The 13510-nt window shown below is 45.2% G+C and carries 16 protein-coding genes; 7 read left to right on the forward strand and 9 right to left on the reverse strand.

Annotated elements, in window-relative coordinates:
* Positions 1–3: 3 nt before the first annotated feature.
* Positions 4–420, forward strand: a complete 417-nt coding sequence (locus ICN45_RS07490; RefSeq protein WP_216174986.1) for an NUDIX domain-containing protein — start codon at positions 4–6, stop codon at positions 418–420.
* On the opposite strand, the gene zapD is transcribed toward ICN45_RS07490, so the two are convergent.
* From zapD to ICN45_RS07520, 6 genes are read right to left on the reverse strand one after another with little or no spacing between them, the layout of a single operon-like run.
* Entirely contained in the window at positions 417–1169 is a 753-nt protein-coding gene (gene zapD, locus ICN45_RS07495; RefSeq protein ID WP_216174988.1) for a cell division protein ZapD, read from the reverse strand. The genes ICN45_RS07490 and zapD overlap by 4 nt on opposite strands.
* Positions 1170–1180: 11 nt before the next feature.
* Positions 1181–1867 (reverse strand): dephospho-CoA kinase, encoded by a 687-nt coding sequence (coaE, locus tag ICN45_RS07500; protein WP_216174990.1) that lies wholly within the window; start codon positions 1865–1867, stop codon positions 1181–1183.
* Entirely contained in the window at positions 1822–2322 is a 501-nt protein-coding gene (locus ICN45_RS07505) for a prepilin peptidase (RefSeq protein WP_216174991.1), read from the reverse strand. The genes coaE and ICN45_RS07505 overlap by 46 nt, the downstream gene beginning before the upstream one ends.
* A complete protein-coding gene (locus tag ICN45_RS07510) occupies positions 2322–3368 on the reverse strand; it encodes a type II secretion system F family protein (RefSeq protein WP_216174993.1) in 1047 nt (348 codons plus the stop codon). Before ICN45_RS07510 ends, ICN45_RS07505 begins: the two co-directional genes overlap by 1 nt.
* The gene (locus tag ICN45_RS07515; protein WP_216174995.1) at positions 3359–4435 is read right to left on the reverse strand and encodes a GspE/PulE family protein; all 1077 of its coding nucleotides are present in this window, start codon (positions 4433–4435) and stop codon (positions 3359–3361) included. The genes ICN45_RS07510 and ICN45_RS07515 overlap by 10 nt, the downstream gene beginning before the upstream one ends.
* Positions 4432–5721, reverse strand: coding sequence for an HlyC/CorC family transporter (locus ICN45_RS07520; RefSeq protein ID WP_216174997.1), 1290 nt, complete (start codon positions 5719–5721; stop codon positions 4432–4434). Before ICN45_RS07520 ends, ICN45_RS07515 begins: the two co-directional genes overlap by 4 nt.
* A 119-nt stretch (positions 5722–5840) precedes the next feature.
* Between ICN45_RS07520 and ICN45_RS07525 the strand changes: the two genes are divergently transcribed.
* On the forward strand, positions 5841–6353 hold the full coding sequence (locus ICN45_RS07525) for a methylated-DNA--[protein]-cysteine S-methyltransferase (RefSeq protein WP_216174999.1): 513 nt from the start codon (positions 5841–5843) through the stop codon (positions 6351–6353).
* Between the two features lie 5 nt (positions 6354–6358).
* Here ICN45_RS07525 and ICN45_RS07530 read toward each other — a convergent pair whose 3' ends face one another.
* Entirely contained in the window at positions 6359–7339 is a 981-nt protein-coding gene (locus tag ICN45_RS07530; RefSeq protein WP_216175000.1) for a squalene/phytoene synthase family protein, read from the reverse strand.
* A 119-nt stretch (positions 7340–7458) separates the two neighbouring features.
* On the opposite strand from ICN45_RS07530, the gene ICN45_RS07535 reads away from it, so the two are divergent.
* Positions 7459–8874 (forward strand): high affinity choline transporter 1, encoded by a 1416-nt coding sequence (locus ICN45_RS07535; RefSeq protein WP_216175002.1) that lies wholly within the window; start codon positions 7459–7461, stop codon positions 8872–8874.
* A gap of 105 nt (positions 8875–8979) precedes the next feature.
* A complete protein-coding gene (locus ICN45_RS07540) occupies positions 8980–9999 on the forward strand; it encodes a 2-dehydropantoate 2-reductase (RefSeq protein ID WP_216175004.1) in 1020 nt (339 codons plus the stop codon).
* 78 nt (positions 10000–10077) lie between these two features.
* Here ICN45_RS07540 and ICN45_RS07545 read toward each other — a convergent pair whose 3' ends face one another.
* Positions 10078–10845, reverse strand: coding sequence for a fumarylacetoacetate hydrolase family protein (locus ICN45_RS07545; RefSeq protein ID WP_216175005.1), 768 nt, complete (start codon positions 10843–10845; stop codon positions 10078–10080).
* A 56-nt stretch (positions 10846–10901) separates the two neighbouring features.
* Between ICN45_RS07545 and ICN45_RS07550 the strand changes: the two genes are divergently transcribed.
* Positions 10902–11837: a reductase gene (locus ICN45_RS07550; RefSeq protein WP_216175007.1), complete on the forward strand. Its 936-nt coding sequence runs from the start codon at positions 10902–10904 to the stop codon at positions 11835–11837.
* Here the strand turns inward: ICN45_RS07550 and ICN45_RS07555 are convergent.
* Positions 11834–12838 (reverse strand): polyprenyl synthetase family protein, encoded by a 1005-nt coding sequence (locus ICN45_RS07555; RefSeq protein ID WP_216175009.1) that lies wholly within the window; start codon positions 12836–12838, stop codon positions 11834–11836. The two genes, ICN45_RS07550 and ICN45_RS07555, sit on opposite strands and share 4 nt — an antisense overlap.
* A gap of 75 nt (positions 12839–12913) precedes the next feature.
* Here ICN45_RS07555 and rplU point away from each other — a divergent pair, with 75 nt between their 5' ends.
* Both rplU and rpmA read left to right on the forward strand, forming a co-directional pair.
* Positions 12914–13225, forward strand: coding sequence for a 50S ribosomal protein L21 (gene rplU, locus ICN45_RS07560; protein WP_011902040.1), 312 nt, complete (start codon positions 12914–12916; stop codon positions 13223–13225).
* Positions 13226–13244: 19 nt separating this feature from the next.
* A complete protein-coding gene (rpmA, locus tag ICN45_RS07565; RefSeq protein WP_216175011.1) occupies positions 13245–13505 on the forward strand; it encodes a 50S ribosomal protein L27 in 261 nt (86 codons plus the stop codon).
* Positions 13506–13510 lie beyond the last annotated feature (5 nt).

Consider the following 13510-nt stretch of genomic DNA (forward strand, 5'->3'; position numbering starts at 1 on the left):
TTCATGAGTGAAATCGAGCGCCCGATCACTGTCGTTGCAGCAGGAATTTTATTGGATTCAGAAGGGCGATATCTCTTAGGACAAAGGCCAGCAGGAAAACCATATGCCGGTTACTGGGAAGTACCTGGCGGAAAAGTTGAAACAGGTGAAACCATTTTTCAGGCGCTTCAGCGTGAATTGCAGGAAGAGTTAGGAATTGATATTCAGTCTAGTGAAGAGTTAACTGTGTTGGAACATGACTATCCGCACGCTTTTGTTCGCTTATACGTCAGCATCATCCGTGACTGGACTGGCACCCCAATGGGTTGCGAAGGTCAGGCTTTATCTTGGGAATTGATTGCATCCGAAACCCCGAGTGTGGAGCCCTTGTTACCGGCCGCTTGGCCAATGCTGGAGTGCCTTAGAAGGTTTTTAGCTTAGAACTGACAGAGCGTCAATTTGAATGGTACATCTACATTAGCAAGCTGCGCTTTTTTATCCCGATCCGACTTTAAGAAACGAATGGAGAGAAGGTATTTATTGGCGCTGATCTCAGAGAAGAGAGAGTCATCTTCTACTGAAATACGCATTAGCTGATACACCTTGCCAGAGGGGGCTTGTTGGAACGAGCCGTTATGAGCAAGGACATCTTTCGCTTCGCCAGACTGTCTTAATAGCCTTAAAAATAATTGACATGCTTCTTGCCATGGCAGAAGGGGGCTCACATAATTTTCCAGGAGTTTTCGGCGTTCAGTCGAGGGGCTATTTTTCCATGCGTGATAACTTGGTAAATCAATTGGACTAGTACCGCCAGGAATGTTCAACCGAGTGCGAATCGCATTAAGCCATTCACTTTCAGTAATTAATGAGTTTGGTCGGCCTGTCGAAAGATTGATGCGACTGGCAACTGAATCGATATCTGCAAGAGTGTGCGACAAGGCTTCTTGATCAACTTTTTGCGATGACTTTAGACCATTGAGGGTATATTTTTGACGTTCAAATTCTTTAAGCAATAAAGACTTGATGTCTCCACGTGCACCAATATCACCAAGATCAAACAAGATGGAGATCGCGTTGTGATGAAGTTCTGGATCATCGGAGCGAATAAAATGATTGAAGCGCGCGAACAAATACTCCAGACGAAGCATGCTTCGAACTAATTCATTGAAGGGGTATTCGTAGACAATCACAAGCCCATATTCTATGACGAACTTGTCTTATCTTTCTGAATCTGCAATATTTTTTGGTGCAAGCTTTGTACTTCGGTTTGCAAGTCCACAATACTGCCCTGGTTTTTAATCACGATATCTGCATGTCTTAGACGATCTTCTCTGCTGGCCTGGGTGGCAATCATGTTTTCAACCTCATATTGGGTTAAATTGCTGCGGTGCATCACCCTTTCAATTTGCATCTCTTTGGGACAATCCACGACTACCAGATAGTCAATTGAGCCGAGCCAACTGGCTGACTCTATCAGCAAGGGCACTACAAATACGAGATAAGGTACCCCCTCTTTAGCCAGCTGTATTGCCTGCCTATTGGTTTCTTGCCGAATCAGCGGATGGGTGATTGCCTCTAAGATTTTCCTGGCTTCGGGATTTTCAAAGACCAGGCTTCGCATCTTGCTTCGATTGAGGGATCCGTCAGCGCTGATAAATTCAGAGCCAAATTGCTGCTCAATCAGAGGGACGGCAATCCCCTTGGGCGCGGTAATGAGATGTGCAATTAAGTCGGTATCGACAATGCCGGCACCAAATTTAGCTAGCTGGTCGCTTACAGCTGTTTTTCCGGAACCAATGCCACCAGTTAAGCCAATCAGGGGAAGTTGCCCCTTTAAAAAGCTTAAGTCGGGCTGATCAGAAATAGATTTTGAAGAAGCTGTGGCCATAACAACTCAATGATGCCAGCAATAACCAAAAATGGTCCAAAAGGAAATGCTGACCCAGGACTTTGTTTATTTAGCTTAAGCCAAACCATACCGCCAATAAGTCCAGTCACAGAGGCTAGGAACAGAATGCTAGGAAGCGCTCCCCAGCCCAACCAAGCACCAAGAGCAGCCAATAGCTTAGCATCACCCATACCTATGCCATCTCGTTTTTTAAAGTGCCGATAGAGGCGGTTTAATAGCCAAAGTAGGGAGTACCCAACAAGAGCGCCAAGAATGGAATCTGATAGCGCTACAAATTGAATGCTTTGAAAACTATTGAAATACATTCCTAAAATGATTAGCGGAATGGTGATAGCGTCGGGCAGCCGAAAGGTACGCAAGTCGATATAGGCTAAATAGGCCAATATCAAAATTAACAAAATACGAACGAGGTCAAAAATGGCTAGTGCATGCATTAAACAATCTGTCCCAGGTTAAATATCGGCAGATAGAGGATTATGACAAGGCCGCCTATGACGATGCCGACGGTGATGATGAGTAAGGGCTCCAAGCTCTGACTAAGGGCATTTAAGCTGCCACTTAGTTGAGAGCCTAAAGCATTTGCACGTTTTTTCAGCATCTCAGGAAGTGAACCGCTTTCAGAAGCGATGCGAAGTAATTGTTGAGTCTCGATATCAAATAAATGATGAATTGGATCGGCCCGCATGAGTGCTTCTCCAAGCGGCCAGCCTCTGGTGAGATGCTTAAATATTTCTGCACTTAGATCATGGCTAAGCCAGTGATTGGATGACTGTGCTGTCACTCGTAATGCATCCGGTAGTGCCAAGCCAGACTCCAGAAGATGCCCTAAAGTTCGGCACCAATAGGTCAGTGTCGCTAAACGAAATAATCGGCCAAGTATAGGTATGCGAAAACTCAGTTGATCACATTTCTTTTGTAAACGGGGTATTTTGATCCAAGCAAACAAAAGCACCGCCCCGGCTACAGCTAGGGCTATTAGGATTTCTAGAAAATAGCCCTCAATGAATTCAGAAATCTGAATAAGTACTTTTGTGGGGGCCGGCAATTCTGCTTGAAAATGACTAAATACATCCTTAAAGACGGGCACAACCCAGACCATCATGACAATAATCAATAGAAAAGAGCTGGCTAGGGTGATGACTGGATAGCTGAGTGCTTGCTGGACTTTGCGGCGCAATTCAATTTGCGCTTCGAGTTGATCGCAAATAGTACTGAGTGCTAGATCAATATTACCGGAGCGTTCACTGACGCGAATCAGGTTAATGAACTCAGCAGAGAATTGGCCTTTTTGAGCTAGCAGACTTTGAGAAAAACTATTCCCACTCTTGAGTCGATTACATAAATCCCCCAACCATCTTTGCCAATTTTTAGGACTCGATGAATAGATCAACTGGATGGCATTGAGAAGTGGAAGACCAGCATTGAGAAGAGTCAACAGTTGCTGAGCAAAATTAAGTTGATCTTGCTTGCTTAGTGCCATGCATTTACCTCTGAGTCTAGATCGATTTGCCTAATCAACCCATTGTTAACATGGCTCAGTCCAGCATCATGCATGGTGGGGTATTTTAAAGATGGATCGAATAAATGCTTAGTGCTGAGTACCTCATGAACCCCAAGACGACCATGTAGCCCTGTACCCTTGCAAGCAGGGCAGTGCCTTTCTGGATTTCCCTTACCCATGCAGTGCGGACAAATCTTTCGAACCAACCTTTGCGAACTCACACTATGTAAGCAGGATTGCAAAGACTCTTCATCAATTCCCAGGCTCTTCAGTCTACTGATAGCACCTCTGGCATTGCGTGTGTGTAAGGTGCTCAAAACAAGATGGCCAGTTTGTGCCGCCTGTATGGCAAGCTGCGCAGTGGCGCTATCCCGAATTTCGCCAATCATGATGATGTCAGGATCTTGCCGTAAAAGGGCGCGAATAATAGTGGGGAAATCTAAGCCGGCTCGAGGGTGATAGGCCACTTGATTTACCCCTGATAGCCGAATCTCAATCGGATCTTCTATGGAGCAAAGATTGCGATGGCTGCGATTGAGTTCTTGAAGACAGCTATAGAGAGTCCGGGTCTTACCGCTACCAGTCGGGCCAGTAACCAAGATCAATCCATCTGGTTTGCTTAAGGCCTTTTGAAAAATCTCCAATTGCTCTGGTAACAAACCAAGTTGCTCAAGACCAAGTTCATCAAGGCAGTTTGGTAGGATGCGAACAACAGCTTTTTCACCATACAGTGTGGGTACGATTGAAACACGGCAGTCAATACTGGGTTTAGCAAAATCTTGACCAATGAGAAGGCGCCCGTCTTGCGGGAGGCGTTTTTCGGCGATATCCAATCTCGCTAAGATTTTAATGCGCGTGATTAAACGTTCATGTAACTCAATACGGAATTGCGACTGTACATGGAGTAGCCCATCTACTCGAATGCGAACTAGTGTTCCTTGAAGCCCGGCCTCAATATGAATATCACTCGCTCTAGACTCAAGCGCATTAACAGCGATTTCATACCAGGTGCGAATAATAAGTGAGTCATCATGGCTATTGGTCAATCTTGCTCTTGGATCAATGCGGGCCGATGAAGTTTGACGGTCTTTACTCCTTGGTCATCGAACTGCACAATCTCCATAACAATGTTTGCTATTCGAACGCTGACGTCATGGTCTGGAATAGCTTCGAGTTTTTCAAGTATTAAGCCATTTAAGGTACGCGGACCATCTAAGGGCAGATTGATGTTGAGAAGTCGATTGAGATCTCTTAATGTGGCGCTACCACTTGCTAGGTAAGTACCATCAGCAAGCCAATGGGGATCAGTAGATAGGTTTGAAAAGGATGTGGTGAACTCACCAATCAGCTCTTCCACAATATCTTCAAAGGTCACCAGGCCAAGGACCTCGCCATATTCATTTACGACCAAGCTTAAACGTTGCTGATTATCTTGAAAGAACTGCATCTGCTGGAGCACAGGAGTGCCACTGGGAATGAAGTAAGGTTCATTAAGCAATGATTTGAAGTCTTCATGTTGAAGATCAGTAGCACCTAAAAGGGATAATGCTTTTTTGACGGAAAGGATGCCAACAATACGCTCAGAGTCACCATCGCATACTGGTAATTTATTGTGATAGCAAGTCTCTAATTGCTGTACTACTTCATCAATTGGTCGAGATAGGTCTAGAACTTCAATCTTAGACCTTGGGGTCATTACATCATCAACAGTAATATTTTCGAGATTAAATAGATTCAAAAGAATATTGCGGTGATGGTTAGATACGAAGCGATTGGACTCTAGAACCAAGCTACGCAACTCTTCCTTACTCATTGATCTGCTATCAGCTGAGGACTGCAGTCCTGAGACTTTCATGAGCCCTGATACGAAGCTATTAATAAACCAGAGTAGTGGCTTCAGAACAAAGGTCAGCGGCAAAATAAACCACCCAACTCGAGAGGCGATTTTTTCTGGAAATGCTGCGCCAATGACTTTAGGGGTAATTTCGCTAAAAATGATGATGAGCAAAGCAACGACCAATGTGGCAATCGTTAGAACAAGACCGCTATCGCCAAAAATATGTAAAGCGATGCCTGTAACCAAAATAGGCAAGATGGTATTAATCAGATTATTCGAAATCAATAGCACCGATAACAGTGAATCAATCCGCTTGAGAAGTCTTTCCGCTAGAGCAGCGCCAGCATTTCCGCCGGTTGCCATGGCGCGCAGACGATGGCGATTTGAAGACAGCATGCTGGTTTCTGCCATAGAGAAAAAGCCAGAAAGCGCGAGTAAAAAAAGGACTAGAGCAACTTGACCATAAAAGGGCCAATCGTCAAAAAAAGTGTCCATGAGGTTTGCCTGCAAAAAAGTAAGGATGAGTCAATATAGCAAAGTGGCATTTCGCATGCCATAGCTAAGGTGTAAATGGGTGTCATCTTTCCTGTTTATTTATGTGAGAATTGCTCCTAATGACAAATTCAAAAAATAAAGTAGCTCCTGAGGGGTCTAGCTATAGTGTTATTCCAGCCCCTTTTGGATGCCTTGGGATTGCGACTGAATTGGTGGACGGTAGTTTGATGTTGTCCAAAATCGACTATTTACCTGCTGTTACCGCTTTAATTGCCCCACAGAACGATTTAGCCAAGGAAGTTGCTAGGCAGTGCAAAGCCTACTTTAAGGATCCCCACTGGGAGTTTGATCTGCCGATCAAATCTGCCGGGACCGAACATCAGAAAAAGGTTTGGTCCAGCATACAAGCGATACCAGTTGGTAAAACTAATACCTATGGTGAAATTGCCCTGAGGGTGAAGAGTGGCGCTCGTGCTGTTGGTACGGCCTGTGGTGCAAATCCCTATCCCTTAATAGCCCCTTGTCATCGAGTGATTTCAGCACAGGGCATTGGGGGTTTTATGAAAGAAAATGCACCTGGCTTATATCGCCAAATTAAGATCTGGCTTTTAAAGCACGAGGGCGTTCTTTAGTTTTTTTAAACCTCTTTCCTCAAGGCCTGAGATGCAATATGGAAAAAGACGTTCATGAGTGTATCGCTACGCACAGCAAATTGAGTGAAAGCATAAAAAGCCATCACTGTATTTCTGCTTAACTTGACTTCATTTTTATTGCTGAAATCTTCTTGCTTAGCAATTTTTGAAAGTGTCATGACTGCCAGCCCGAAAGCCAAAAAGCAAAAACGCCTTATTCCCTTATCCTGCTTTGGAATTAGGAGGATGTAGCGCAACGAGTCCTGCAACTTTTGATAGGCAATCTTTAAAAGCTGTTCCTGCCTCATATTTGCAGGCTTCCAGGAGACTCCGCGCGCTTTATCCTCCGGGGAATCCTTAAGGATATTGGTCATCTGTAAGGCCTGACCAAAAGCAATGGCCAAAGCTTCTTGCCCTCGAATATTTTTTGCAAATTTTGGTGAATGCTTACTAAAGATAGTAGTCAGGAGTTCGCCTACTACCCCGGCAACAACATAGCAATACTGTTCGAACTCATTTAAATCTTGAAGGCCAGCCTCAGTTTGTTTGCCATGAAAGCGCGACATCCCTTCAGACATGATGGAGACGCAACGACTCACTGCCTGTTGATCCTCTTTGGAGCAGGTATGCAGAATTCGGAGGACGGTTGGGGTGTGGGCAATTAAGTCTAATTCATCTTGATTGCCGTAATCAGCCAGCGCCCTTAGACAAGGTTCCACAAAAGAGCTTACTGAAGATTTTTCTAGGACGGCATTTAAGAAAAGCGCAGATAGATGTTGTTTAGTTTCTGGATTTAAATCTGCTGCATCTTCGATGGTGTCAACAATGCGACAAAGCAGATAGGTATTGCCCACCACCTTTTCAATCGCGGGAGGAAGGAGGGGAATGGTGAGGGCAAAGGTTCTTGAGACTGAACTTAGAATGGCTTTTTGATAGACCAAATCAGTGCTTGGGTTTTCGCTCGGGTGTTTTGGAGGATTGCTCACACTTGAATTATGTCAGAGTGGAGTACATCCCCTAACGCCCTAAATTAGTACTTCTTCCCTTAATGCCAAAAGTGACAAAGCCATATAATTTCACCAAATTATTGGAGGGGGAATAGGGCGTGCTGATTTGGTTCGTCATCATTTACTGGGTTGTATCGATCGGTATTGGTTTATGGGCAGCCCTGCGCGTTAAAGATACTGCAGACTTTGCAGCCGCAGGACATAGCCTGCCACTTCCGATTGTGACTGCCACGGTGTTTGCCACCTGGTTTGGTTCAGAAACCGTTTTAGGTATTCCAGCCACTTTCCTGAAGGAGGGTTTGGGCGGGGTCGTATCAGACCCTTTTGGATCATCGCTCTGCTTAATTTTGGTGGGACTCTTTTTTGCACGCCATTTGTATAACCGTCGAATGTTGACGATCGGTGATTTTTTTAGAGAAAAATATGGCCGCACTGTTGAAGTCTTAGTAACCCTTTGTATCGTTGTGTCTTACTTGGGTTGGGTAGCAGCACAAATTAAAGCACTGGGACTCGTATTCAATGTAGTTTCAGAAGGCAGTATTTCGCAAACGGGAGGAATGCTGATTGGAGCGGGAAGTGTCTTGATTTATACCTTGTTTGGCGGTATGTGGTCGGTTGCTATTACTGACTTTATTCAGATGATCATTATTGTGATTGGCATGCTCTATATTGGCAGTGAGATGACCACGCAGACCGGCGGCATCGGCGTAGTCATTGAGCATGCAGCTGCAGCTGGTCAATTCAGCAATTTCTGGCCCGACATGAACCTCGCTTCAATACTGGGCTTTGTGGCTGCCTTATGCACAATGATGTTGGGCTCAATTCCACAGCAAGATGTTTTCCAGCGCATTACCTCCTCTAAGAACGTCAATATTGCCGTGCAGGCTGCCCTTCTAGGTGGTGTGCTGTATTTTATTTTTGCCTTTGTTCCAATGTACTTAGCTTATTCGGCTACATTAATTAATCCTGACTTGGTAGCAAAATATCTCAATACCGACCCACAGATGATTCTGCCAAAGCTGATACTGAATCATGCTCCAGTATTTGCACAGGTGATGTTCTTTGGTGCTTTGCTTTCGGCCATTAAGAGCTGTGCCAGTGCGACTTTGCTAGCCCCGTCAGTTACGTTTGCAGAAAATATCATCAGAGGATTTTTTAAGCACCTCTCGGATTCTGATTTACTCAAAATTATGCGCATTACGGTCCTCTGTTTTGCCGTGGTGGTTACTTTTTTCGCCGTGAACTCTGAGCTATCTATTTTTAAGATGGTCGAAAGTGCTTACAAGGTGACCCTGGTGGCTGCGTTTGTGCCCCTGGCGTTTGGGGTCTACTGGCCGAAAGCCAATTCTTTGGGCGGATTGCTGGCGGTGGTGTGTGGCCTCACCGTTTGGATCAGTTGTGAAATTTTGGCCCCTAAAGCCATATTGCCGCCTCAACTAGCCGGTTTATTTGCAAGCATTGTGGCGATGATATTGGGTAGCCTGGTGCCAAAAGATTCATTGAAGGCTGTTTAATGACTATTTTGCCTAAAAATTAGGCAGCCAATAATTTGTAGCACTGCAAAATATTCTCCTCTAATATGACACTAATTTGAAACTTTTTATTCTTCTGGAGTTCCTATGAAAATCTGTGTGATTGGCGGGGGTGGCGCTATTGGCGGCTACCTAGCTGTTATGTTGGCTCGAGCGGGTAATGAAGTCACTGTTGTCGCGCGCGGCGCTACATTGGCTGCAATCAAAGAGCGTGGTCTTGCATTAATTATGGATGACCAGCCTGAGCCACTGGTAGCAGAAGTCAAAGCAGTTGAAAAAATTGCTGATGCTGAAACTCCAGATGTAGTCATTCTGGCGGTGAAGGCGCATCAAGTTGAGCCAATCATTGATGACTTAGCAGCCATCATAGGCCCCGAAACGATTTTGATTCCCATGCAAAACGGTATTCCTTGGTGGTATTTTCAAAAGCTTGCTGGCGAGTACCAAGATCACTCTGTTGAAACAGTAGATGCCGGAGGCGCGGCTAAAAAAGCGATTAGTCCAAACAACATCATTGGTTGCGTTGTATACCCAGCAACCTTTACTCAAGCTCCTGGTGTGATTCGTCACGTGGAAGGCAATCGCTTCCCCTTAGGTGAGTTGGACGGCATGTCCACTGAGCGTATTCAAAAGATCTCAGAGATGATGAGTGCGGCTGGATTTAAGTCTCCGATTTTGGATGACATCCGCTCTGAGATTTGGCTCAAACTTTGGGGCAATATGACCTTTAACCCGATCAGCGCTTTGACTCACGGCACGCTAGAGGGAATCTGTCAGCATCCATTGACGAAAGAGTTAGCGCGCAACATGATGGCTGAAGCGCAAACCGTTGCTGAAAAGCTGGGCGTTACTTTCCGGGTGGATATTGAGCGTCGTATTGCTGGTGCAGAAAAAGTGGGTAAGCACAAGACATCTATGCTGCAAGATTTGGAAGCGGGCCGTAGCTTAGAGATCGATGCGCTCTTGGGTTCAGTGATTGAGCTGGGCAAGATTACCCAGACGCCTACACCTTGTTTAAATACCGTTTTTGCTTTGACGAAATATTTAGATGAGAACGTGCAAGCTTCTAATGGTAACTTGGCATTGCCATCGGTATCGGGTTACTAAGTGCAGTAGTAAAACCAACTTCAGTAATGAAAAACACCTTGCTACTCAACATAGCAAGGTGTTTTGTTTTTAGTAAATTTACTCGAAACGATTATCTAGGCGACCAACGCCTTCGATGATGATGCTGACATTACTACCTGGCTTCATTGAGCCCACACCAACTGAAGTACCGCAAGCAATAATATCTCCCGCCTCCAGCGGGACATCTTGTGAGATCAAGCTCACTAATTTAGCAGGTGGGAAAATCATATCTGCTACAGGGTAGTTTTGACGCTCTTGATCATTCAGAATAGTCTTGATGCTTAATGAGTTTGGATCAACATCAGTAGTGATGTAGGGGCCAAATACGCCGAAGGTATTGAAACTTTTAGAGCGAGTCCACTGCGCATAGCCTGGATCACGATTGAGAATTTCAATTGCAGTGACATCATTGATACAGGTGTAACCAAAAATGGCTCTTGCTGCTTCGCTTTCATCTACTTCATAACAGGCTTTACCAATGACGATTCCCAGCTCGCCTTCATAGACTACTTTGCCAGCATAAGACTTGGGGGTGCGAATAACTTGATTGGCGGCCAAGAATGAATTATTACCTTTCAAGAAATACAAGGGCTCAGCAGGAATAGCATGCTCAAGCTTAGTCACTAGTGCGTGAAAGTTATCCACCATGGCTACCATTTTGGAGGGCGTACAGGGGATATCTAGCGTGACATCGGCTAATTTGAGGGTTTCACCAGTTGCTTTGGGCTGTTGAAATAAATCACCTGAGTACACCGCAATCTCGTCGCCTTGGACTTGTCCTAAACCACTCTTTCCTTGATGCTGAAATCTAAGCCATTGAGCCATAATCAGTTCCTATGAAGTTAATTATTTGATAAGCAATATCTTACAGGGATGAATTGATGGTTAAGACTTCTGAGTTCGCTTTTGCGTCAGAATTGGATCAGCCAATTCCTTATATGGACCGTACTCGAAGTTATTACCTGGGATTGGGTTACGAAACACCCTATGTATGGGCGCATTATCTTGAGGTGCCATTTAGTCCTCTGAAGAAATTACTAAATCAGTCGACCTTGGGTTTGATAACTACTGCCGTCCCTTTTAAGGCCGAAAATGGGCCGCAAGGACCGGGAGCACCCTACAACGCTGCTGCAAAGTTTTATCAGCCCTATCAGCAAGCAATGAATGGAGAGATTGATTTAAGAATTGCTCACGTTGGTATTGATCGTCAAAATGCCGACATGGAAGACAGCAATTGCTGGTTTCCAATGGCCGCAGCAAAAAAAGCTGTGGAAAATGGAAGAATAAAAGCACTCTCACCCCATTTTTATGGCTTGCCAACGAATCGTAGTCAACGGCATACCTTAGAGATAGACGCACCCTTAATATTGGAAATGCTGCGTGAAGATAAAGCAGATGTTGCCGTATTAATTCCGAATTGCCCCATCTGCCATCAGAGTCAAAGTTTATTGGCGAGATATTTAGAGGCAGCCGGGATCCCTACAGTGGTGATGGGCGCAGCCAAAGATATTGTTGAGTATTGCGGAGTACCGCGATTTTTATTTAGCGATTTCCCCTTGGGGAATGCAGCAGCAAAACCAAATGATCTCAGTTCACAAATACTCAATTTTGAATTGGTATTACGCCTCCTAGAATCTGCCCCTGCTGGCCGCACCACGGTGCAGTCACCGTTGATCTGGTCAGTAGATCCTGCTTGGAAATTGGATTATGCAAACCTAGAAAAATTGTCTGAGCAAGAGATTACGCGCTTGCGAGATGAGGCTGAAAGGGCACGTATTACGGCTCGTGAACTCAGAGTAAGCAGTGTTGGGACTTAGGTTTCTCTAGCCAGAGAGTATTCGCATAGGGCATGCAAAGCTAGGCTTGCCTCGTTCTCTGGGAAGCCTGTTAGGCAGGCTAAGGCTAAATCAGATTCCCTCTTCGCCGCGGCCTGGGTATAGTCCAATGCCCCTGAGCTTTGTACAGCACTTAAGATTTGAGCAAATACATCATCTGGCAAATCTTGGTTTTGCACAATAGCCGCACGGACTAGTAAGCGCTCTTCGGCGCTGCCATTTTCAAGTAGGTAGATGAGTGGCAATGTGGGCTTGCCTTCACGTAAATCATCGCCAGCATTTTTCCCCATTTGGCTTGCATTCGCTGTGTAATCGAGAAGATCGTCCATTAACTGGAATGCAGTGCCAATGTGACGTCCAAATGCAGCGGCTGCTTCACGCTGTACATCGCTTGCCTCAGCAAGGATCGCACCAAGTTCGGTAGAGGCTTCAAACAATTTAGCAGTTTTATAGCGAATGACTTGCAAGTAGCTGGCTTCATCTACTTCTGGATCATTCATATTCAAAAGCTGAAGTACTTCGCCTTCAGCAATGGTATTAGTTGCGTCAGACAAAATTTGCATCACTCTTAAGTCATTTGGACCCACCATCATTTGGAAGGCTCTGGAATACAGAAAATCACCGACTAACACACTGGCGGCATTGCCAAAAGCCGCATTTGCGGTTTCACGACCCCTTCTGAGTGTGGATTCGTCCACGACATCGTCATGCAAGAGGGTGGCGGTATGAATAAATTCCACGACTGCAGCCATTTCAAGGGCATGGGGTGTTTCCTTGCCATTGGCTAGAGCCTTTGCCACCAGCATTAATAAGGCTGGCCTGACCCGTTTCCCCCCGGCCTGGATGATGTAGGTGGAAATTTGGTCAATTAAGGCGACTTTTGAGGCCAATCGCAGACGAATAAGCCCATCTAAGGCCTTGAAATCCAAGGTAATTGGGGCCAGAATCTGGCTTAAGTCATTGATTTTGACAGTGCTCGTCATGCAAGATATAATAATGGGCTTAGCTTCTCCAGGGTGGATTAGCTTAAATGTAGATATTAATTGAGGTTTCAAACCATGTACGCGGTCATAAAAACCGGTGGCAAACAATATAAAGTTGCTGCAGGCGAAAAATTGAAAATAGAACAGATACCAGCGGAAATCGGCAGCGAAATCACTCTTGACCAAGTCCTCGCCGTTGGCGAAGGCGCTTCACTGAAATTAGGTGATCCATTGGTTAATGGTGCAGCTGTGATGGCCACTGTCGTCTCCCAGGGACGTCACGATAAAGTGACAATCTTTAAGATGCGCCGTCGCAAGCATTACCAAAAGCACCAAGGCCATCGTCAGAATTTCACTGAAATTTTGATCAACACGATTAAAGCCTAATTCAGGGTAGGAGAAAGATATGGCACAGAAAAAAGGCGGCGGCTCAACACGAAATGGCCGTGACTCAGAATCGAAACGCTTAGGCGTTAAGGTATTTGGCGGCGAGCAAATCAATGCTGGCAGCATCATTATTCGTCAACGTGGTACTAAGGTTCATCCAGGTACTAATGTTGGTATTGGTAAGGATCACACTTTGTTCGCCTTAATTGACGGTCAAGTGGAATTCGGCGTAAAGGGTGCTTTGAAGAAGGCCCAAGTTTCAGTCTTGCCTCGTTCATAAGGCGC

It is taken from the genome of Polynucleobacter alcilacus (genome assembly GCF_018881545.1).
Lineage (GTDB): Bacteria > Pseudomonadota > Gammaproteobacteria > Burkholderiales > Burkholderiaceae > Polynucleobacter > Polynucleobacter alcilacus.

Coding starts and splice junctions, on each gene's coding strand:
- rpmA (WP_216175011.1), top strand. CDS start 13,245: ATGGCACAGAAAAAAGGCGGCGGCTCAACACGAAATGGCCGTGACTCA.
- ICN45_RS07545 (WP_216175005.1), bottom strand. CDS start 10,845: ATGGCTCAATGGCTTAGATTTCAGCATCAAGGAAAGAGTGGTTTAGGA.
- ICN45_RS07505 (WP_216174991.1), bottom strand. CDS start 2,322: ATGCATGCACTAGCCATTTTTGACCTCGTTCGTATTTTGTTAATTTTG.
- coaE (WP_216174990.1), bottom strand. CDS start 1,867: ATGGCCACAGCTTCTTCAAAATCTATTTCTGATCAGCCCGACTTAAGC.
- ICN45_RS07490 (WP_216174986.1), top strand. CDS start 4: ATGAGTGAAATCGAGCGCCCGATCACTGTCGTTGCAGCAGGAATTTTA.
- ICN45_RS07525 (WP_216174999.1), top strand. CDS start 5,841: ATGACAAATTCAAAAAATAAAGTAGCTCCTGAGGGGTCTAGCTATAGT.
- ICN45_RS07510 (WP_216174993.1), bottom strand. CDS start 3,368: ATGGCACTAAGCAAGCAAGATCAACTTAATTTTGCTCAGCAACTGTTG.
- rplU (WP_011902040.1), top strand. CDS start 12,914: ATGTACGCGGTCATAAAAACCGGTGGCAAACAATATAAAGTTGCTGCA.
- ICN45_RS07555 (WP_216175009.1), bottom strand. CDS start 12,838: ATGACGAGCACTGTCAAAATCAATGACTTAAGCCAGATTCTGGCCCCA.
- ICN45_RS07540 (WP_216175004.1), top strand. CDS start 8,980: ATGAAAATCTGTGTGATTGGCGGGGGTGGCGCTATTGGCGGCTACCTA.
- ICN45_RS07520 (WP_216174997.1), bottom strand. CDS start 5,721: ATGGACACTTTTTTTGACGATTGGCCCTTTTATGGTCAAGTTGCTCTA.
- ICN45_RS07550 (WP_216175007.1), top strand. CDS start 10,902: ATGGTTAAGACTTCTGAGTTCGCTTTTGCGTCAGAATTGGATCAGCCA.